This window comes from Pelomonas sp. Root1237 (genome assembly GCF_001425055.1).
In the GTDB taxonomy this organism is placed as follows: Bacteria; Pseudomonadota; Gammaproteobacteria; order Burkholderiales; family Burkholderiaceae_C; genus Pelomonas.
Map to the genome: position 1 here is coordinate 716,786 of NZ_LMDK01000001.1, position 17,608 is coordinate 734,393.

The 17,608-nt window shown below is 67.1% G+C and carries 17 protein-coding genes and 1 pseudogene; 13 read left to right on the plus strand and 5 right to left on the minus strand.

Annotated features, from left to right (window positions below; translation table 11 throughout):
* The first annotated feature begins 22 nt into the window (after window positions 1-22).
* The 3 genes from ASC91_RS03290 to ASC91_RS03300 all read left to right on the plus strand — a co-directional run bounded on the left by ASC91_RS03290 (window position 23) and on the right by ASC91_RS03300 (window position 3,411).
* Window positions 23-955 (plus strand): ornithine cyclodeaminase family protein, encoded by a 933-nt coding sequence (locus ASC91_RS03290; protein ID WP_157281063.1) that lies wholly within the window; start codon window positions 23-25, stop codon window positions 953-955.
* A 256-nt stretch (window positions 956-1,211) separates the two neighbouring features.
* Window positions 1,212-2,627: a D-alanyl-D-alanine carboxypeptidase/D-alanyl-D-alanine-endopeptidase gene (gene dacB, locus ASC91_RS03295; RefSeq protein ID WP_056192642.1), complete on the plus strand. Its 1,416-nt coding sequence runs from the start codon at window positions 1,212-1,214 to the stop codon at window positions 2,625-2,627.
* Window positions 2,628-2,838: 211 nt separating this feature from the next.
* Complete coding sequence (locus ASC91_RS03300) at window positions 2,839-3,411, plus strand: FxDxF family PEP-CTERM protein (RefSeq protein WP_157281065.1); 573 nt, start codon at window positions 2,839-2,841, stop codon at window positions 3,409-3,411.
* A gap of 132 nt (window positions 3,412-3,543) precedes the next feature.
* Here ASC91_RS03300 and ASC91_RS30855 read toward each other — a convergent pair whose 3' ends face one another.
* The gene (locus tag ASC91_RS30855) at window positions 3,544-3,756 is read right to left on the minus strand and encodes a hypothetical protein (RefSeq protein ID WP_162247734.1); all 213 of its coding nucleotides are present in this window, start codon (window positions 3,754-3,756) and stop codon (window positions 3,544-3,546) included.
* A 208-nt stretch (window positions 3,757-3,964) separates the two neighbouring features.
* On the opposite strand from ASC91_RS30855, the gene ASC91_RS03305 reads away from it, so the two are divergent.
* The gene (locus ASC91_RS03305; RefSeq protein WP_056192054.1) at window positions 3,965-5,815 is read left to right on the plus strand and encodes a hypothetical protein; all 1,851 of its coding nucleotides are present in this window, start codon (window positions 3,965-3,967) and stop codon (window positions 5,813-5,815) included.
* Between the two features lie 44 nt (window positions 5,816-5,859).
* On the opposite strand, the pseudogene ASC91_RS03310 reads toward ASC91_RS03305, so the two are convergent.
* The 3 genes and pseudogenes from ASC91_RS03310 to ASC91_RS03320 all read right to left on the minus strand — a co-directional run.
* Window positions 5,860-6,012 (minus strand): annotated as a pseudogene (locus ASC91_RS03310) (transposase); the annotation flags it as partial.
* A gap of 79 nt (window positions 6,013-6,091) precedes the next feature.
* Window positions 6,092-7,378 carry a glycosyltransferase family 4 protein gene (locus ASC91_RS03315; protein WP_056192057.1) on the minus strand — a complete coding sequence of 429 codons (1,287 nt, stop codon included), beginning with the start codon at window positions 7,376-7,378 and terminating at the stop codon, window positions 6,092-6,094.
* Window positions 7,379-7,409: 31 nt separating this feature from the next.
* Window positions 7,410-8,447: an LD-carboxypeptidase gene (locus ASC91_RS03320; protein WP_056192060.1), complete on the minus strand. Its 1,038-nt coding sequence runs from the start codon at window positions 8,445-8,447 to the stop codon at window positions 7,410-7,412.
* A gap of 245 nt (window positions 8,448-8,692) precedes the next feature.
* On the opposite strand from ASC91_RS03320, the gene ASC91_RS03325 reads away from it, so the two are divergent.
* Genes ASC91_RS03325 through ASC91_RS03335 form a run of 3 tightly spaced genes read left to right on the plus strand, consistent with a single transcriptional unit; the run spans window position 8,693 to window position 13,276 of the window.
* Window positions 8,693-11,536, plus strand: a complete 2,844-nt coding sequence (locus ASC91_RS03325; RefSeq protein WP_056192645.1) for a peroxidase family protein — start codon at window positions 8,693-8,695, stop codon at window positions 11,534-11,536.
* Window positions 11,537-11,548: 12 nt separating this feature from the next.
* On the plus strand, window positions 11,549-11,785 hold the full coding sequence (locus tag ASC91_RS03330; RefSeq protein WP_056192063.1) for a DUF1653 domain-containing protein: 237 nt from the start codon (window positions 11,549-11,551) through the stop codon (window positions 11,783-11,785).
* A 30-nt stretch (window positions 11,786-11,815) separates the two neighbouring features.
* Complete coding sequence (locus ASC91_RS03335) at window positions 11,816-13,276, plus strand: C13 family peptidase (RefSeq protein ID WP_056192065.1); 1,461 nt, start codon at window positions 11,816-11,818, stop codon at window positions 13,274-13,276.
* Here ASC91_RS03335 and ASC91_RS03340 read toward each other — a convergent pair whose 3' ends face one another.
* Window positions 13,277-13,867 (minus strand): hypothetical protein, encoded by a 591-nt coding sequence (locus ASC91_RS03340; RefSeq protein WP_157281067.1) that lies wholly within the window; start codon window positions 13,865-13,867, stop codon window positions 13,277-13,279. It lies immediately after the preceding gene.
* 327 nt (window positions 13,868-14,194) lie between these two features.
* Here ASC91_RS03340 and ASC91_RS03345 point away from each other — a divergent pair, with 327 nt between their 5' ends.
* The 6 genes from ASC91_RS03345 to ASC91_RS29190 all read left to right on the plus strand — a co-directional run bounded on the left by ASC91_RS03345 (window position 14,195) and on the right by ASC91_RS29190 (window position 17,575).
* A complete protein-coding gene (locus ASC91_RS03345; RefSeq protein ID WP_056192071.1) occupies window positions 14,195-15,169 on the plus strand; it encodes a YafY family protein in 975 nt (324 codons plus the stop codon).
* 157 nt (window positions 15,170-15,326) lie between these two features.
* Entirely contained in the window at window positions 15,327-15,929 is a 603-nt protein-coding gene (locus ASC91_RS29175) for a hypothetical protein (RefSeq protein WP_157281069.1), read from the plus strand.
* Between the two features lie 54 nt (window positions 15,930-15,983).
* On the plus strand, window positions 15,984-16,385 hold the full coding sequence (locus ASC91_RS30140; RefSeq protein WP_157281071.1) for a hypothetical protein: 402 nt from the start codon (window positions 15,984-15,986) through the stop codon (window positions 16,383-16,385).
* Between the two features lie 70 nt (window positions 16,386-16,455).
* Complete coding sequence (locus ASC91_RS03350; protein WP_056192074.1) at window positions 16,456-16,719, plus strand: hypothetical protein; 264 nt, start codon at window positions 16,456-16,458, stop codon at window positions 16,717-16,719.
* 59 nt (window positions 16,720-16,778) lie between these two features.
* Complete coding sequence (locus tag ASC91_RS29185; RefSeq protein ID WP_157281073.1) at window positions 16,779-17,216, plus strand: hypothetical protein; 438 nt, start codon at window positions 16,779-16,781, stop codon at window positions 17,214-17,216.
* Between the two features lie 74 nt (window positions 17,217-17,290).
* Window positions 17,291-17,575 carry a hypothetical protein gene (locus ASC91_RS29190; RefSeq protein ID WP_162247729.1) on the plus strand — a complete coding sequence of 95 codons (285 nt, stop codon included), beginning with the start codon at window positions 17,291-17,293 and terminating at the stop codon, window positions 17,573-17,575.
* Window positions 17,576-17,608 lie beyond the last annotated feature (33 nt).

Consider the following 17,608-nt stretch of genomic DNA (forward strand, 5'->3'; position numbering starts at 1 on the left):
AGTGCCGGCGGAGGTTTTCTTCATGCGATTGATCACTGAGGCCGATGTCGCGGCCGTACTCGACCCGGACAGCGCCGTGGCCGCCCTGCGTGCCGCCTTTGCCCAGCACGGCCGCGGCCAGGCGCAGGTGCTGGCCCGCCACCGTGCCACTGCCACGCAGGGCGGCGCCGCGCTCGCGATCAGCGCGATGGGGGCCATCCTCGACGCCGACGGTGAGTTGCCGGCGGTGCTCGGCACCAAGGCCTATTCGGCGCGCAACGGCAAGTACCACTTCCTCGTCAGCCTATTCTCGGCCGAGACCGGCGAGGCGATTGCGACGCTGGAGGCCAACGAGTTCACGCGGCTGCGCACGGCCGCGGCCAGCGCCGTGGCGGCCGACCTGCTGGCTTTGCCAGAGGCCAGGACGTTGGCCGTCTTTGGCGCCGGCATCCAGGCGCGAGCCCATGTCGAGGCGCTGACACGGGTGCGGCGCTTCGAGCGCGTGCTGGTCTGCGCGCGCAGTGGCGGCGAGGCCTTCGCAGGCGAGATCGAGGCACAGATCGGTTTTCCAGCCCAGGTCGTGGATGCCGCCACGGCCGCTGCCGAGGCCGATGTCATTGCGACGGCCACGCGCTCGGCCGTGCCGCTGTTCGACGGCGCTCTCGTCAAGCAAGGCGCCTTCATCGCTGCCGTGGGTTCCAGCACGAAGGTGGCGCGCGAGCTGGACGATGCGTTGCTGGCCCGTGCGGCCCTGGTCGTCGTTGAATGGCGCACCGCCGCCGAGCTGGAAGCCGGCGACATCGTGCAGGCCGTGCCGGGCGTCATCGTGCCCGAGCGGCTCGTTGAGCTGGGCGAACTGATCGTCAGCCCGCGTCCGCGCGAGGCGCAGGACATCGTCGTCTACAAGAGCGTCGGCATCGGCCTGGAGGACGTGGCCCTGGCTCGCCTCGTCGCCCACCGCCTGGGAGCCTGCTGAAGTGAAACGAGCCCCTCGCCCGGTCTTGCGCCGGCTGAACGCCGGCAATCCCGGTCGGTCTTGCAGACCGCGCAGCCGCCGGAGCGGCTGCTCTTCGGCAGGCTCAACAAGTCCACAGGACTTGCCGTGTCCGGCCTCAGCCCCCGCGGGGACGGCGATGCTCGCGGCATCGAGCCGCAAGCACATCGCCAACGCGGGCCGGCTTGGGAGCGGCCCGGCGCTCGGCCCGCAATGCGCAGGTTTCCTGCGATGGCTGATGCGGATCTCTTTGCCGGTCGCAGTGGTGCTGCTGACCGGCTGCGCGACGACCTCGGTGCCCGACCCCGTACAGGCCGCGCTGGCCAAGGCCGGCCTGCCGGCGGAAAGCCTCGGCTTTGTGCTGCAACCGCTGGACGGCTCTCGGCCGGCCTTGAGCCAACGCGCCGACGCGGCGATGGCGCCGGCCTCGACGATGAAGCTGGTGACGGCGACCGTCGCCATGGACAAGCTCGGCATCAACCACCGCGGCCGCACCGAGCTGCTGGCAGGTTCGGTTCCTGTCGGAGGGACCATTGACGGCCCGTTGATCCTGCGAGGAGGCGCCGATCCCGACCTTGACTGGCCGGCGTTGTGGTGGCTGCTGCGCCAGCTGCGCGAAAGCGGCGTGCGCGAGATCCGCGGCGGCCTCGTCATCGACCGCACACTGTTCAAACCGACCCGCTTCGATGTCGGCCTGCCGCCCTTCGACGATGCGCCCGAGTTCGACTACAACGTCATCCCCGACGCCTTGCATCTCAACGGCAGCCTGCTCGACTTCGAGCTGCAAGCCACGGCCACCGGCGTTACGGCGCGCGCCCTGCCGGCCCTGCCAGGGCTGAGCGTGGATGCGAGCTCGATGACCTTGTCAGCAAGGCCGTGCAAGGACTGGGACGAGGATTGGAAACCCGCTCTTGTCCAGCCCGCCAGCGAGGGCTGGGCGCTGAAGCTGCAAGGGGCCTTCCCGGCTGGCTGCCATCAGCGCGCCCCGCTGCAGATCGTCGACCGGCAGTGGCTGGCCACACGGGCCGTGCGCCAGCTCTGGGCCGAACTGGGCGGCAGCGTGGGGCCGGGTGACGCCGAGGCGGCCGCGCCGGCCGGCGCCGTCGTGCTGGCCACGCACCGCGGCCGGCCGCTGGCCGAGGTGCTGCGCGGGGTGATGAAGCGCAGCGACAACGCGGCAACAAGGCTCATCTACCTGCAGCTCGGCGCCCAGGCGGCGCAACCCGGCGAGCCGACGCTGGCGGCGTCTGAGCGCGTCGTGCGCGACTGGCTTGCGGGCCATGGCGTCGACACGGCAGCGCTGGTGCTGGACAACGGCTCGGGCCTGTCGCGCGGCGAGCGGGTCAGCCCGGCCCTGCTGGCCGGCGTGCTGCGTGCGGGCCAGCGCGGCGCCCAGGGGCCGGAGCTGCTCGGCACCTTGCCCATCGCCGGTGTCGACGGCACGCTGTCACGCCGCCTGAAGGACGGCCCGGCCACGGCCCGAGCGCGGCTCAAGACCGGCACGCTGCGCGATGCCGTCGGCCTGGCCGGCTTCGTGCCGGATGCGTCGGGCAAGCCCTGGGTCTTCGTCGCGCTGCTCAACCATCCCGAGGCTGCGGCCAAGGGGCGGCCGGTGCTGGATGCGCTGGTGGAGTGGGTGGCAGGGCAGCGCTGAAGGCTTGATCCCGAGCGGCGTCAGGCGGCGGCGTTTGTTGGCCGACTGACCGCGCTGCAACACGACCCGTCGACATCACGCCGGATCGTGTGTGTCAATCGCCTTGCCGAACCCCTAGTTGGAAAGTTGCTTAAGCCGCAGCGTCACCTATGTTTTCTGCTCGGCACCCGGTTAGGTATCGGGCGCCATGCCAAGGCAACAGGAGATCGCGATGGCTAGATTTGCAGGGTTCAGGCAGGCGGCATTGGCATTGGCATTGGCCGCGACGTGGTTCGCGACAATGGTGGGGCAAGCGCACGCGATGACCCGGGAGGTCGACTTCAACGTGCTCAATGCCACAGCGACGCTCCAGGGAACGTTCGGCTCTGGCGACACGCTGATCGTCGACACGGTGGTGACGCAGGAAACCGGCGCGCTGTCGCAGAGCGTCACGTTCACGCTAGGGGCGGGCATCACCGGCTTGACCGGGCGTGCGGTGTGGGAGATCTCGACTGCCGCCGGCCCGGGGCCGCGCCTCGTCGGCGTCAACATCGACATCTTCGATGCCAGCAACACCCTCGTTATCAGCGATGCGTTCGGTGGTGTCCTGGGCGGATACGCCGTGTCGGCCTTCGACGGGGCCATCGGTCCCGGCACCTATCACCTGGTGGCCAATGGCACTGCAGTGCGCGATGCGGTGCTCAATATTTCCATCAGCGCGGTTCCCGAGCCGCGCACCTACGCGTTGCTGCTCGCCGGGATTGGGGCGGTGGGTCTGCTGGCGCGCAGGCGGCGCTTGGGTTGAGGCTCTTGGGCGTGCGGCAGGCGGTCCGTCGCAGTTGCGTCGGGACGTCCCACCGTGACGGCAGCGCCTTCATCGGGCAAGCCAGCGCAAGGACTGAGGGCGCCGCCGGGGAGGCGGCTTCGGCCGCGGCCCTCAGGCGACGGCCGGCGCCAGCAGGCGCAGCGTGACGGCGTCGGCATCCATCTGGGCCATCGCTCCCACCGGCACGGTCAGCTTGCGCTTGATGTGGCCGATGGCTGCGCCGCGGAAGACGGGGATGTTCAGAGGCAGGAAGTAGTCGTCGCCGGGCTCGCGCGTCGTGAAGCGAGCCCAGCCCGACGCCGACCCTGTGTTGTCATCCCGCAGTGCTCACCGGCGACCGTCTTCGTGCCGATCGGGCGTTGAAATCCATGCGTAGACGCTTGCGACGCAATGGCCACAGGCGCGGGCGCTTCGTGCCGCCGCCTGAGCTGCTCGCGGCGAACGCGCGGAGGCGGGATTCCATCGAAACGGGAGCGACGTCCAGGTTTTGCGTGATGGTCCTACGATCCCGTTTCCGAACCGGGATATCTCTATGCGCTTGTCGCTACTGTCGCTCCTCATCGCCTGCCTGACGATCCAGCCTGCGCCAGCGCAGGCCGATGCGGCCGATGCGCCAGTCACGGTCAGTTTGTCGGTCAAGAGTGGCCGGGCGGCGTTCAAGGCCGGCGAGCCCATTGCGCTGGATCTGAGATTTCGCGCGCTGCAGGCGCCGGAGCGCATCGTCACCAATTCGCTGGGTGACTACCTCTCTGACGAGGTCGTCATCACGGCGCTTGATGGCAGTCCTCCCGCCGCGATCGATCGCGAGCGCTGGATGCCGCAGCAGCATGACGTGATCAACCGGCAGGCTGTGCCTGAGGGGCAGGAGTTGTCGGTACCGCTGGTTCTCGATCAGCGGTACCGCTTCGATCGCCCGGGGCGTTATTCGGTGCACGTCGTTACTCGGCGGGCGGGACGCAAGGCACTCACCACGAACGACGTCACGTTTGCCGTGGAGATGCCGTCGCCCGAGGAGGATGCGGCGCGCGTCCGCATGCTGGCTGCAGAAATCACCGGCGCGCCGTCAGGGCGCAAGTCGGCGGCGGCCGTACAAGCGCTGGCCCGAATGTCTTCCGATGCCGCGGCGCAGGCCAAGCTCGATCTGGTTCTCGAACCGCAGGGCGCTCATCCGTACCGCATCGATGCCTTGCGGGGGCTTTGGCATGCCAGCGACCGTCAACGAGTCATCGAGGCGCTTGAAAAGGCAGTCATGGACCCGGCGCCGGCGCGCACGGATCTGATCGACGACCTCGTGCTCCTGAAGAGCAGCGTCGAGGCTTCATGGCCGGCGGATTGGGCGGCAGACGCCGCGCTCAGCAAGCGCATCCGCGCGGCGGCGCTGCATCGACTCGCTGCGACCCTGCCGCTGCGCGATGGGGAGTCCCGTCTGCAGGCCAGTTGGCTGGTTCTCGAACCCTTCCGCGGTGACGCAGCGGCCATGGATGTGACCGACTTTGTCGTCGCTCGGGATTTCATTGCCGCGCATCTCGACAAGTTGCAAAGCTACCAACTGGTCGGCTTGGCGCGCGACTTCCGCGGCGCCTTCGACGGCCTCGCCGTCGTCGCCGCGTTGCAGCACTACCTGGACGCGCATCCGGACGACGCCAACGCGCTGAGCCTGGCCGTGAACCAATATCCCGACCTGGCCCAGCCTTATGTCGTCCGCCACGCGTGCGGCGATCACCCGATGTATTTCGAGCAGGTCCGAGACTTGCCCGTGGCGACGCTGGCCGATGTAGACGATTGTCTTCGCCGCAAGCTGCTGAAGGAGGCGCCGACAGCGGCAACAACCTCCGGTCAGATCGGGCTGGGTGTGACCCTGGCTTTCGTGGCGCGTTTCGCCACACCGGATCTGATCCAGGACGTCGCCCGGCTGATGCCCTCGCTTCAGGGGCGCTGGTTGCCCAATGCCAGAGCTGCCGCGCTTGTCTACCTGATGCGCTGGGACCCCAAGACCTATTCGGCGCAGTTCGAGGTCGCTGCGCAACAAGACGAGGGCGATGTGATGAGCTACACCGCCAAGGTCACCAGCCACTTACCCGCTGACGCGATGCGCGCCTTTTATCGCAGGACTCTGGAGAACGGTTCCGCGCACGACACGGCGCAGGCGGCGATGGTGCTGGCCAGCATCGGTGCAGCGGACGACCGGCCGTTGTTGAACGCGCGCCTGCAGCGCCTGCGCGAGGCACTGCGGGCGGGCCGAGGCTCTCATGATGACGAGAACCTGGAGGCGTCCTTGGTCTTCGCGATCCTCGACGGCTACGGCTGGCCGCGGGAGGAAGGTCTTGCGCTGGTGGCGACGTGCGTTTCCTCTTTCTGCAAGACAAGCTTTCACGTTCAATGACCTGCGCTGGGGTGCGTGACAGTCGATCCGGCGCCTTCGGGATGCCGGAGCTGTAGCGTCATCAAGAAGCCGTAAGCGGTAATGCTCAGGCTGGCGTGATGATGGAAGCCCCGCCAGCCTCTGCCTTTGTAGTGCCCCAGCCCCAGCTGCTGCTTGAGGTCTTGGTAGTCGCGCTCGATGCGCCAGCGCATCTTGCCCTCCAACACCATGCTGGATGCGCTCGTGAACTGGGTCACGGCGCAGCGCTGACGGCGCGGCCTTGCGACCGCCGCTGGTTCACTGCGCCGGTGGCGACGCCAGCGACCGAGCCACGACCGCCTCGTTGCGTGCCATCACCGCCGACCAATCGAATTCCAGCCGCGCACGCGCCAGCCCGTTGCCGGCCAGGCGGCTGGCCTGCGCCGGTGTGCGCAGCAGCGACCTGATCGCCGCGGCCAGCGCCTGGGCGTCGCCCGGCGCCACGAGCAGGCCGTTGTCGGCGTCACGCAGCACACTCGGCGTTCCGCCGCTGGCGGTGGCCACCACGGGCACGCCGGCGGCGTTGGCCTCGCACAGCACCCGGCCCATGGTCTCCACGTCGCGCGCGCCGGCGTGGTGGCTTTCGTAGCTGGCCAACGCAAACACGTCGCTCGCCCAGTAGTAGCGGGCAATCTTTTCGTGCTGTACACGGCCCTCGAAGCGCACCACGTCAGCCAACCCCAGGCGCGCGCAACAGGCCTCGTAGGCTCGGCGGCGGCGGCCGTCGCCGACGATCAACAGGCGGATGGCCGGGAATTCACCGCGCAACCTGGCGAGGGCATCGAGCAGAACTTCAACGCCCTTCTTTTCGACGAGCCGGCACACCGTCAGCACCACCTGCGCAGCCTCGGGCACGCCGAGCTCCGCGCGCGCGGCAGCCCGCGCACCGGGCGGCGGGCGGAACTCGCCAGCGGCGACCCCACCCGAGACGACCTCGATCCGCTCGCCCGCCACGCCAATCGCCCGCAGCAGGTTGGCCGTGTAGTCGCTGTTGGCCAGGATGCCGTTGTGGGCCGCCGCGGCGTGGCGCATCACTCGTTGGCGGCCGTCACGGAACAGGCGGTCGACCCAGTCGGGATGCTGGCCATGCTCCAGCCACCAGCTCAGCGCACGCTGCATGGCCGCCGAGCCGATGGCCCGGCTGCCCCAGGGATAGGGATAGCCCAGCCAGGGCCGCAGCACGTCGTTGCCCACCGAGCGACAGACGACCGGTACGCCGGCGCGCGAGCGCAGCAGGCCGTAGAACACGGTCGATGCATAGATCGCATCGGGCCGGAACACGCGGATGCGTTCCAGCAGCAGCTCCTGGTTGTGCCAATAGCCCAGCCGCGACAGGACCCGATGCACCGCATGGGAGCAGCCCCCGTCGAACGCGCGCGCGGCCTCGGCCATGGCCGGGTCGGTCACGCGATAGGTCAGCACTTCCACGCAGGCGGCGTGGCGCGCGAAGTGCGCCGCCAGATACCTCGCGTGCGTCTGCATGCCGCCGATGGCGGGCGGCCATTCGGTGAGGATGAGCAGCAGGCGGGGTCCGCTGGCACGCATGCGGCAGTCTGGGGGCCGGGCGCCGGGGAACCTAGGCCACGGCCGGGCTCAGCAGCCGGATCGTTCCCGCGTCGGCATCCATCTCGGCCGGCGCACCGACCGGCACGGTCAGCTTGCGCTTGATGTGGCCGATGGCCGCGCCCCGGTAGACCGGCACGTTCAGCGGCAGGAAGTAGTCGTCGAACACCTCGTCCAGTGTCAGGCTGCCGTAGCCCTCGCCGGGCTCGCATTTGGTGAAGCGGCCGAGCACGACGCCGCTCAGTTGCGACAGCGCGCCGGCCAGGCGCAGCGTGGAGAGGCAGCGGTCGATGCGGTAGATGTACTCGTTGATGTCCTCGAGGAAGAGCAGGGCGCCACGGCAATCGGGGAAATAGGCCGAGCCGGCCATCGACGCCAGCACGGTGAGATTGCCGCCCACCAGCCGGCCTTGCGCCTTGCCGGGGCGCACGGTGGTGATGCGCTCCTCGCGGGCGATCAGGTCGTCCACCGGCTTGACGACAGGGTTGCGCAGCACGGCGGCCTCGGCATTCATCGCGATGGCCTTGAAGCTTTGCACCGAGTAGTCGTTCCATTCCGACACGGCCACGGGGCTGTGGAAGGCGACGAGGCCGGTCTGGCGGTGGATGGCGTTCACCAGGCAGGTCAGATCGCTGAAGCCGCCGAAGAATTTCGGCTTGCGGCGGATCAGCTCGTAGTCGAGCTTGTCGACGATGCGGTTGCAGCCCGAGCCGCCGGTCATGGCGAGGATGCCGGCCACGGAATCGTCGGCAAACATGGCGTTGATGTCGGCGGCACGCTGGGCGTCGGTGCCGGCGAAGGGCCCACGGCGTGCGGCGACGAATTCGCCCGGCTTGACCTTGAAGCCCAGGGCCTGCAGCACCTCGACGGCCATCTTCAGCGGCTCGCGCTCGAAGGTGGCGTTGGCGGGGCTGACGAGGCCGATCGTGTCGCCCGGGCGCAGCCGTGGCGCGAGCAATGGCCCGCCCGCGGCGCGCACCGGTTGGGCGGCGGCCAGCAGGCCGGCCGTGGCGGCGCTGAACTGCAGGAGTTGACGGCGTGACGGGTTCATATCGCTCGCAAACAATCAGAGATGAGGGGCTGGCCGCGTGCTCGGTCGCGCGGATTCGACGATTTGCGCGGCATTGTGTGCGCCCTGGCGGCATCAGCTGCCGCGGCCTGTTGCCAGTCGCGTGCAAGGGCAGGCACGGGTGGCTGTCCTCAAGGTGAATTTTTCGGGGCCTTCGAAGGATTGACGCTATGGCCGTAGCCTCGCTATGTTGCGCGATCTGCGAAGAACAAGACGAGGAGAAGCTCATGAAGCATGCACTCACCTGGCTGCTGCTCACGCCGATGCTGCTGGCCGGCTGCATCAGCACCACCCCCCAGGCCAGCCTGGACGACACCAGGAACTGCGCGGCCATGGTGGCCGGGGGCTTTCGCAAGGTGGCCGACGAGCGCGGCGAGCGCTTCAATGGCAAGGTCGGCGAAGAGGTGGCGCGCTGCCGCGGCAGCGACAAGGCCGCGGCCTTCCGCAACACGCCCTATGTCGACTGGTCCAACTACTGGGCCACCGGCGACAAGGCCACGCTGCTGCCGGGAACGAGTGGCGTCGGGAGTCATCTCGGGCCCAACGGCCGGGGCGTCGACGGTGCGCTGCTGGACCTCGAGTACCAGCGCATGGAGCTGATCAAGTTCAACCTGTTCGACAACTCCGGCAGCTTTGCCGACTACGCCCAGGGCCGTGAAGGCGTGGCGGGCGCGGCCGTCAAGACCTGGCCCTCGATGCGGCTGGCGGCCGATTCACCGTTCTACGCGGCCGTGGGCGGCGACGGGCAGCAGCTCTGCCAGGGTGATCTGATCCGCTGGCGCCAGCTCAGCGGCGTCTGCAACGACATCCGCAATCCCAAGATGGGCTCGGCCGGCGCGTTGTTCGCGCGCAATGTGCAGTTCGAGGCGACCTACCCCGACATCAGCGACGACGCCCTGGCGCGCAACCGCCATGGTGACCGCATCGCGTTGCTGCAGCCCGACCCGCAGCTGATCAGCCGCAAGCTCTTCACCCGCGCGCAGAGCGACCCCGCCAAATGCCGCGACGGGCAAGGCCTGCCCGGCAATCCGGTGGACGCCAACTGCGACTACCAGAAGGCGCCTTTCTTCAACGTGCTGGCGGCGTTCTGGATCCAGTACATGACGCATGACTGGTTCTCCCACATGGAGGAGGGCCGCAACGAACCCAAGTGGATGCCGGTGGGCTGCACGGGCGATGCGGCCAAGCTGGGCTGCCGGCCCGATGACCGCATCGACCGCGCCTTTGTCGCCGACGGCAATGCGCCGCCGCGCTACACGGCGGCTGACGGAACCAAGCCGCTGGCACGCGCCTTCCGCACCCATGCCAACAACAACACGGCCTGGTGGGACGCCTCGCAGATCTATGGCTACAACAACGTCTCGCGCCAGCGCGTGAAGCGCGACCCGGCCGACCCGGCCAAGCTGCTGATGCCGCCCGGCGCACGTGGCGGCGCGGGCGAGGCCCTGGGCCAGTTGCCCGTCTTCGCGGCGAACGACCCCATCCTGCCGCAGTGGGCCGGCCAGGGTGCGGCAGCCTTCCCGGACAACTGGAGCATCGGCGTCGGCTTCTATCAGACGGTGTTCTCGCGTGAGCACAACGCCTTCGTCGCCGAGTTCCGCCGCCGCGCCGCGGCCACGCCGGATGCCGACTCGGGCCTGCGCGACCCGGCGAACCCGACAGCCGTGATCCGCTACCGCGACGTGTCGCCCGACGTGCTGTTCGAGGTGGGGCGCCTCGTCGTCGCCGCCGAGATCGCCAAGATCCACACCATCGAGTGGACGACGCAGCTGCTCTACGACGAGCCGCTCTACCTCGGCATGAACGCCAACTGGGGCGGCCTGTTCGAAGGGCATCCGTTCGTCGAGAACGCCCTCGAAGCCATCGTCGTGCAGAACTACGGCAAGAGCACCGATGCCAAGAAAGCCGGCCAGTGGTACTCGGCCCTGGCCTCGGGGCCGGGCATCTTTGGCCTCGGTGCGCGGGTCTACAAGGACGACAGCTTCTTTGCGCGCCATGACGCCAAGAAGGACGACATCTGGAACCTCGCCAACCCCGAGCACGTGAACGGCGGCGTCAACCACTTCGGCTCGCCCTTCAACTTCCCCGAGGAGTTCGTCAGCGTCTACCGCCTGCATGCCTTGGTGCCCGACCTCATCGAGCTGCGCCACTGGGACAGCGACCCCAATCGCATCGCCGCCAAGGTGCCCGTCATCGAGACCTTCCGCGGCAAGGCCACCGGCGCGCTCGCCAACGAAGGCGCGGCGGACTGGGCCCTGTCCATGGGCCGCCAACGCCTGGGCCTGCTGACGCTGGGCAACACGCCGGCCTTCCTGCAGAACCTGGCGATCCCGCGGCTGCAGTCCAGCACCGGCAAGATCGACGTCGCCGCCCTGGACATCATCCGCGACCGCGAACACGGCGTGCCGCGCTTCAACGAGTTCCGCCGCCAGTACGGGCTGCGCCAGCTGACCAGCTTCGACGACTTCATCGACGCCCGCCTGCCGGCGGATTCACCCGAACGCGCGCGCCAGCAGAAGGTCATCAACGACCTGCGCGGCATCTATGGTCAGCACAAATGCGATGCGAAGAAGGTCATCACCGCCGCGCAGAGGAACCTCGACGGCAGCCCCATCAACGACTGCCTGGGCAAGCCCGACGGCAGCCTGGTGGACAACATCGAGGACGTGGACACGGTGGTGGGCTGGCTGTCCGAGTTCACGCGGCCGCATGGCTATGCGATCTCGGAGACGCAGTTCCAGGTCTTCATCCTGAATGCGTCGCGGCGCCTGTTCAGCGACCGCTTCTTCACCAGCAGTTTCCGCCCCGAGTTCTACGGCAACCTGGGCATCGAATGGCTGATGAACAACGGCCCGACGGGCAAGCAGTTCGAGGCCAAGGAAAGCAACGGCCACCGCATCGAGGTCTCACCCTTCAAGCGCGTGCTGCTGCGCACCGTGCCCGAGTTGGCGCCCGAGCTGGCCCACGTGACCAATGCCTTCGACCCCTGGGCGCGTGACCGCGGCGAGTATTACGGCCTGGGCTGGCAGCCGCGCCGCGGCGCGGAAAGCGACCCCGCATTCAAGCCCTGATCCAATGGAGGCATGAGCGAATCCGACCTGCCTGCATTGCCCACCCTGGCCCCCGGCCGCTACCGCCATTACAAGGGCGGCGAATACGAGGTCCTTCATGTGGCCCGCCACAGCGAGACGCTGGAGGTCGTGGTGGTCTACCGGCCGCTGTACAACGACAGCGGCTGGTGGGTGAGGCCTTACGAGATGTTCACCGGCACACTGGAGGTTGACGGCGTCGTGCGGCAGCGCTTCGAGCGCATCGGCTAGAGACGATGGCCGGTAGGGGAGGGCGGGTGGATGAATGAAGAAGATCAGGCGCAGGACGCGCCTGCAGGCGGGCCGTTGCTGACGGCTGCGGCGCTGGACGACGGTGCGCCCGCAGTGGGTGGCGCGTCATGGTTGCGCGAAGGCGCGCGCGTGCTGGCGTTCCGCGCGCCGCGCTGGGAGGGCCTGGAAGCCTCGCCGGCGACGGTGGCGGCGCCGATCCTGGCGGGCTATCTGCTGCAGTTCATTGCTCAGCGCGTGATGATGCAGGGCGCGCCGATGTTGCTCTGGCAAGGCTTTCTCGCAGGCTGGGCGGGCATCGCCATCATGGCCTGGCTGTGCTGGGTGGTGGCGCGGTCTCGCTCGACACAAGCGCCAGCGACGCCAAGGCCAGCCACGCTGTTTGCACTGGTTTGCATTGCCGGGCTGATGCTCGGCCTGTTTTCCGGCGGTGTCTTTTTTGGGATGCGAGCCGCGCTCGATCCGTTTGAGAGCTGGCCCCTGAGCCTGCAGCTGACGGCATGGCTGGTGCCCTTGTGCTGGGCTGGCCTGACGCAGCTCGTGCTGCTGTGGCGGGCAGCGGGTTCCGGGCTGGCGCGTGGTGCTGCCCTGTTGCTGGTCCCTATCCCGCTGATGCTGAACGGCTGGCTCGCGCCGCCGACATTCTGGTGGGCCGAGCCAGTGGCCAGTGCCGAGGCGGACGCCGAACCCGAGGTCGGGTTGCCGTTGACCGACGAGACCATAGGCAGGCAAGCGCAGCTCGTCGCTGTTGCATTGCAGGGCCTGCGACCACCGCAGCCGGGCCGGGTCAACGTCTATGCAGCGACCTACGCGCCCAACGCCTCGGAAGACGTCTTCATGCGCGAGAGTGCCACCGTTGCCAAGACCATGCGCGAACGCTTCGGCGCGGACGGTCGTCTGGTGGAGCTGGTGGCCAACCGCGCCGCCACTGACACGCTGCCCTGGGGCACGCCGGCCAACCTGCGCCAGACCATCGCCCGCATGGCCGCGGTGATGGACCGCGACCGGGACGTGCTCTTTCTGCACCTGACCTCGCACGGCGGCCGCGACGGCAAGCTGGCCAACGACACCTGGCCCCTGAAGACCGAGCCCGTCACGCCCGACCTGCTCAAGCGCTGGCTGGACGAAGCCGGCGTGCGCTGGCGCGTGATCTCGGTGTCGGCCTGCTACTCGGGCAGCTGGATCGCGCCGCTGGCCGGCGACGGCACGCTGGTGATGACGGCGGCCGACGCGGACCACACCTCCTACGGCTGCGGCAAGCGCTCCGAGCTGACCTTTTTCGGCCGGGCGATGTACGAGGAGGCGCTGCGCAAGACCTGGTCCTTCACTGAGGCACATGCATGGGCCCGCCAGGTCATCGAGGTGAGGGAGAAGGAGGCGGGCAAGAGCGACGGCTATTCCAACCCGCAGATCAGCGAGGGCGCCGGCATCCGCGGCGTGCTGAAGCGGCTGGCGGAAGAGCGTGCGCGCTGATCACGCCACCCGTGTCCAATCCATAGACCAGTCCATCACCCAGGTCTTGCCACCGTCGCGCGATGCGGCCTGCTGCCAGCGGCAGCTCGTCGGCGTGATGCGGTCCCAGACGCTGCGGTAGATGACGGTCTTGCCGTCTTCCTCGGACTGCTCCTGGAAGATGCCCGCCCCGCCTTCGAAGCTGCCTGGCAGACCTTGTGCGCCCAGCTCGCCCGAAGCGGCGTTGACCCAGAAGTCCGACCACTGCGCCTTCTTCACGTCCAGCAGCCGCAGGCCCATGCCGCCGAACTGCCGTGCTGGGATGCGCAGCTCCTCGACGCTGCAGACGCCTGCAAGGATGGCGTGCACCGTGGCCTCGCCCTCGAAGACATCCCAGACACCATTGCGACGCCTGTGGTTGAGGATCTTCCAGCGGCCGCTCAGGAAGTCGAAGTCGCCGGGCTTGCCGGGCGTGCGCGTGGTGGGCAGGGCGCCCGTCATGGCCGGGCCGGGCTGGGGTTCGGCGGGTTCGGCAGGCGCGGCCCTGCTCGGCGTCAGCGCAAGGGCTGCGGCAGCTTGCAGCAGGCGGCGGCGTTCGGAGTTGTCGGTCATGCGCATCTCGTGAGTGAGTGGAGGTGGCGCATGCTGCACGGCATGACATGACAATCGGCGTCATGTTTTGCGGAACATCATCCAACCTGGACTCGGCTGTTGGGCGCGCCCGAGGGGGTGGCGAGGCGGGCCGCGGGCAAGGCGCGCCGACGATGTGGGCTCAAGCCCACAAGGAGAAGCAACGCAGCCAGCGGCCCGAAGCGCCGAACCAGCGGACGTGCAGCGCCTGGCAACGAAGTGGTGAGGGTGGGGGCCACGGCCACTTCATAAAGCGCCGAGGTTTTTGATGAGTAGCAAGCGGCCAACTGCCGAGTCCAGGTTTCAAGCATGCGCGCCAGCCGACTCCTCTCCATCCTGATCCTGCTGCAGCTGCGCCCGCAGATCACGGCGCCGGCGCTGGCACGCGAGTTCGAGGTGTCGGTGCGCACCATCCTGCGCGACATCGACGAGCTGTCGGCTGCTGGCGTGCCCGTCTATGCCGAACGCGGCCGCAGCGGCGGCTTCAAGCTGCGCGAGGGCTTTGCGACGCGGCTCAACGGCCTGCTCGGCGACGAGGCCCAGGCCCTGCCGCTGCTGGGCCTGCCGGGGGCGGCCAGCGAACTGGGCCTGGGCGGTGCGTCGCAGCGGCTGCGGCTCAAGCTGCAGTCGGCGCTGCCGGGCGAGAGCGCCGCGCTGGCCGGCCGGCTGCAGGCACGCCTGCATGTGGACCCGCTGGACTGGTACCAAGGCGGCGAGCCGGCAGCGCACCTACCGGCGCTGGCCCAGGCGGTGCTGGAATGCCGCCGCGTCGAACTGCGCTATCTGAGCTGGAAGGGCGAACGGGATTGGCGCGCCGAGCCGCTCGGCCTCGTGCTCAAGGGCGGCAGTTGGTATGCCGTCGCACGGGCCGGGGCGCGCACGCTGACGCTGAAGGTCGCCAACATCCAGTCGCTCAGCGTCGGCGAGGAGAGCTTCGAGCGCCCGGCTGACTTCGACCTGTCGACTTGGTGGCAGGCTTCGCTGCAGCGCTTTGAGAGGGAGTTGCGGCCCGAGGTCGCCGTCATCCGCATCACCGCCGAGGGCCGCCGGCGGCTGGCCGAGAAGGGCAGCTATGCCGCCCAGGCCGTCGCTGCCGCGGTGCCCGAGAAGCCGGCGGGGCCGCAGCGTTGGGCCAGGGTCAAGTTGCCTATCGAGAGCGTGGACCAGGCGGCGCGGCTCGTGATGTCACTGGCGCCGGAGGCTGAAGCGATGGAGCCGGTGGCGGTGAGGGCGAGGGTGGCGGAATGGGCAGGAGAGTTGGTGCGGCGTCATGCAATGGCATAGGCAACTCGCTGCAGTGCCATCAGGCGGAGAACTTGTAACTTCGCGCCGCTTTTGTCGATGTTTTATTGGCATAGTCATTGCCCATCAAACACTTGCAACGGCTGCTCCGGTTTTATGCAGCAGTGGCTGTCGCCCGAGAACACGTTATGCCGCTTAGATGAGCACTGCATCAGCAATCCGAGCTTTCCGTCGAGCCGTGTCGCACTGGGGCTGGCGCGAGTACGGCGTCCTGTTTTCAATCTGGGCAGCAACGGCCATCATTCCCTATGTCCACGGGTGGGGAGTACTTTCAATTCTTCTGTTCCCCCTTTTGCTCGTCAGCATCCCCGTTCTCACTTATGTCGTCGAGCGTTCCATGCCGCACGCACCGACATTTGACGTGCGGCGCAACCATGTAATCGAGCTCTACACCGTCTTCAACGGCGAAGAACAACACGGGAAGCTGACACACGTGGATGGCGTTGGACGAGCAATGTGGGTCATAGGTAGTTCTGTGCCGCAGACAGTGGATGTGCCGATTTCCATTCCCGCGTATCGCGCGCTGTGGAACTCGATACGTTCGGTTGGTTCGCTGCGCAACTTCAAGACAACTGCGTCCGTGGAAGCTTTGGATCTCACATCAAACTATTTCGTAGGCATCGGATTCACAGATGACGGGCAGACTTACGCAGGCAAATATGTCATCCCCCACCGTTGCCAATCTGCGAAGGTGGCCGAGTGGATCTCAGAGTTCATGTCCACTCGCCATGCCGCGGCATAACCTGCCATTGGAGCGGACCGCCTTCGGCGTCCGCTCACTTCCACGTTGAACCGCATGAGATTCCGAAGCTATTTCGCTGCCTTAGCTCTTTCCTGTGCCGCGCCGGTATTGGCGGGCGGTGCCGGGCCAATGTGGGTGTTTCCGGTGATTCGGCTTTGCGTTGCGCAAGATGCGGCGTACGCCGATACCTTCCTCGGGCGCTGGATTGCAGAAGGCCGACTGAGGCTTAAGTCGCCGGAATTCACGCAGTGCGCTCGAAAGAAGCAATGGATTCCTAAATACATTTGCGCAGATCTCATGGCGCGTGAAACAGAGGAATCACTGTCTCGCCGGAATCTTGAACGACTGGGAGCTTCCTGGAGCGAAGATCTCAAAGTGCTTGAAGTGGCTGGGGCATATGTTCAGGACGCGTCGGAGGCTGAGCTTGCAGAGCGACAGCTGCCTGCTTGCCCATGATCAAGCGGCCCAACCTTTCACTCCAGCGGACGGCTTCGCCGTCCGCTGAGCTTCGACGTTAAGTTGCAGCATGAAGTTCGTTGATACGGCCATCAACAAGACCGAGCGGTATTCCATCGGCAAAGAGGTTGAATCCGGTCGCTTCTATTTGGCCATACCCGTTTCGAATCGGCTTGTTGACTACGAGGAGTACTACCAAATCGACGCTACGGCCCACGAACGCTACCCGGCCAACTCAACTCAGCTCGGTGCCTTTGCGGATGAATGTCGGGCGCGCAAGCATGACAACCTGCTCTTCATCCCCCCAGGGAAGGAGCGCGGTTATGCAACTTAACCTTTCGCCGCAGCGGACGGTTTCGCCGCCCGCTGAGCGCGAACGTTAAAGCGCACCAGATGGAGCATCACATCCTCGCCAACGCTGAGCTGGTTCGTAAAGTAGCGGCCGAGCAACTTGACACTGTGGTTCAGTACGACGAAGCCGGAGTTCGCTGGCTCGACAGGTATATAGATGGTCAGCGAGAGAACGCCAGCACCGACGTGAGGGCCAAACTGCCAAATACCTTGGGTTCGTTCCTCGGAGAATGCATTCGCCAAACCTATGGCGGTCAGTGGGTTGAAGATTCAACACACGGTTGGCAGGTCAAGATCAATGACGGCGTATCAGTATTTCCGTTTAACAAGGTCGCGAAGCATCTCGCCAATGAGGATGGCGACTCAGTACTCGGCCTCTTCACCGCTATTCCTGGAATGATTGACTTCGCCTCTAAGCAAGCGGGAGCGGCTGGAAGCAACAGCAAGGCAGGCGACCGTCCTTGGTGGAGGTTCTGGTGAGCGCCGTGCGCTTTAACCCTTCGCTGCAGCGGACAGCTTCGCCGTCCGCTGAGCTCACACGTCAGAGCGCATCAATGAAATCCTACGCAACCATCGCTCGCCGAGCGGTACGCATCCTCGGGCACCCAAACAGTGGGTGGTCGCCCGCAGATCCTGATGACGATAACGCGCTGCAGATCGAGTTTCGATTCGAGATCACGGACGATGGAAACAAGAACTTCTTGCTTGTTTGCCATTCGTTGGATGGGCGCTATGCCGCCGATACCTGGCATGAAACCCTTGAGGAGGCCGTTGCCTGTGCACAAGACTCCTATGACATCGCGCCATCGGAATGGATGATGTCTGGGCCCACCACCTAACTGAGTGAGCAGGCCGTGACGCAGACCGGCGCG

Bases quoted from the DNA above. Each gene is read 5' to 3' on its own strand.
- ASC91_RS03350 (WP_056192074.1), top strand. From the start codon at position 16,456: ATGAAGTTCGTTGATACGGCCATCAACAAGACCGAGCGGTATTCCATC.
- ASC91_RS03330 (WP_056192063.1), top strand. From the start codon at position 11,549: ATGAGCGAATCCGACCTGCCTGCATTGCCCACCCTGGCCCCCGGCCGC.
- ASC91_RS29175 (WP_157281069.1), top strand. From the start codon at position 15,327: ATGAGCACTGCATCAGCAATCCGAGCTTTCCGTCGAGCCGTGTCGCAC.
- ASC91_RS03290 (WP_157281063.1), top strand. From the start codon at position 23: ATGCGATTGATCACTGAGGCCGATGTCGCGGCCGTACTCGACCCGGAC.
- ASC91_RS03345 (WP_056192071.1), top strand. From the start codon at position 14,195: ATGCGCGCCAGCCGACTCCTCTCCATCCTGATCCTGCTGCAGCTGCGC.
- ASC91_RS03320 (WP_056192060.1), bottom strand. From the start codon at position 8,447: ATGAACCCGTCACGCCGTCAACTCCTGCAGTTCAGCGCCGCCACGGCC.
- ASC91_RS03325 (WP_056192645.1), top strand. From the start codon at position 8,693: ATGAAGCATGCACTCACCTGGCTGCTGCTCACGCCGATGCTGCTGGCC.
- ASC91_RS03315 (WP_056192057.1), bottom strand. From the start codon at position 7,378: ATGCGTGCCAGCGGACCCCGCCTGCTGCTCATCCTCACCGAATGGCCG.
- ASC91_RS03340 (WP_157281067.1), bottom strand. From the start codon at position 13,867: ATGACCGACAACTCCGAACGCCGCCGCCTGCTGCAAGCTGCCGCAGCC.
- ASC91_RS03305 (WP_056192054.1), top strand. From the start codon at position 3,965: ATGCGCTTGTCGCTACTGTCGCTCCTCATCGCCTGCCTGACGATCCAG.
- ASC91_RS03335 (WP_056192065.1), top strand. From the start codon at position 11,816: ATGAATGAAGAAGATCAGGCGCAGGACGCGCCTGCAGGCGGGCCGTTG.
- ASC91_RS30140 (WP_157281071.1), top strand. From the start codon at position 15,984: ATGAGATTCCGAAGCTATTTCGCTGCCTTAGCTCTTTCCTGTGCCGCG.
- ASC91_RS29190 (WP_162247729.1), top strand. From the start codon at position 17,291: ATGAAATCCTACGCAACCATCGCTCGCCGAGCGGTACGCATCCTCGGG.
- dacB (WP_056192642.1), top strand. From the start codon at position 1,212: ATGCGGATCTCTTTGCCGGTCGCAGTGGTGCTGCTGACCGGCTGCGCG.
- ASC91_RS29185 (WP_157281073.1), top strand. From the start codon at position 16,779: ATGGAGCATCACATCCTCGCCAACGCTGAGCTGGTTCGTAAAGTAGCG.
- ASC91_RS03300 (WP_157281065.1), top strand. From the start codon at position 2,839: ATGGCTAGATTTGCAGGGTTCAGGCAGGCGGCATTGGCATTGGCATTG.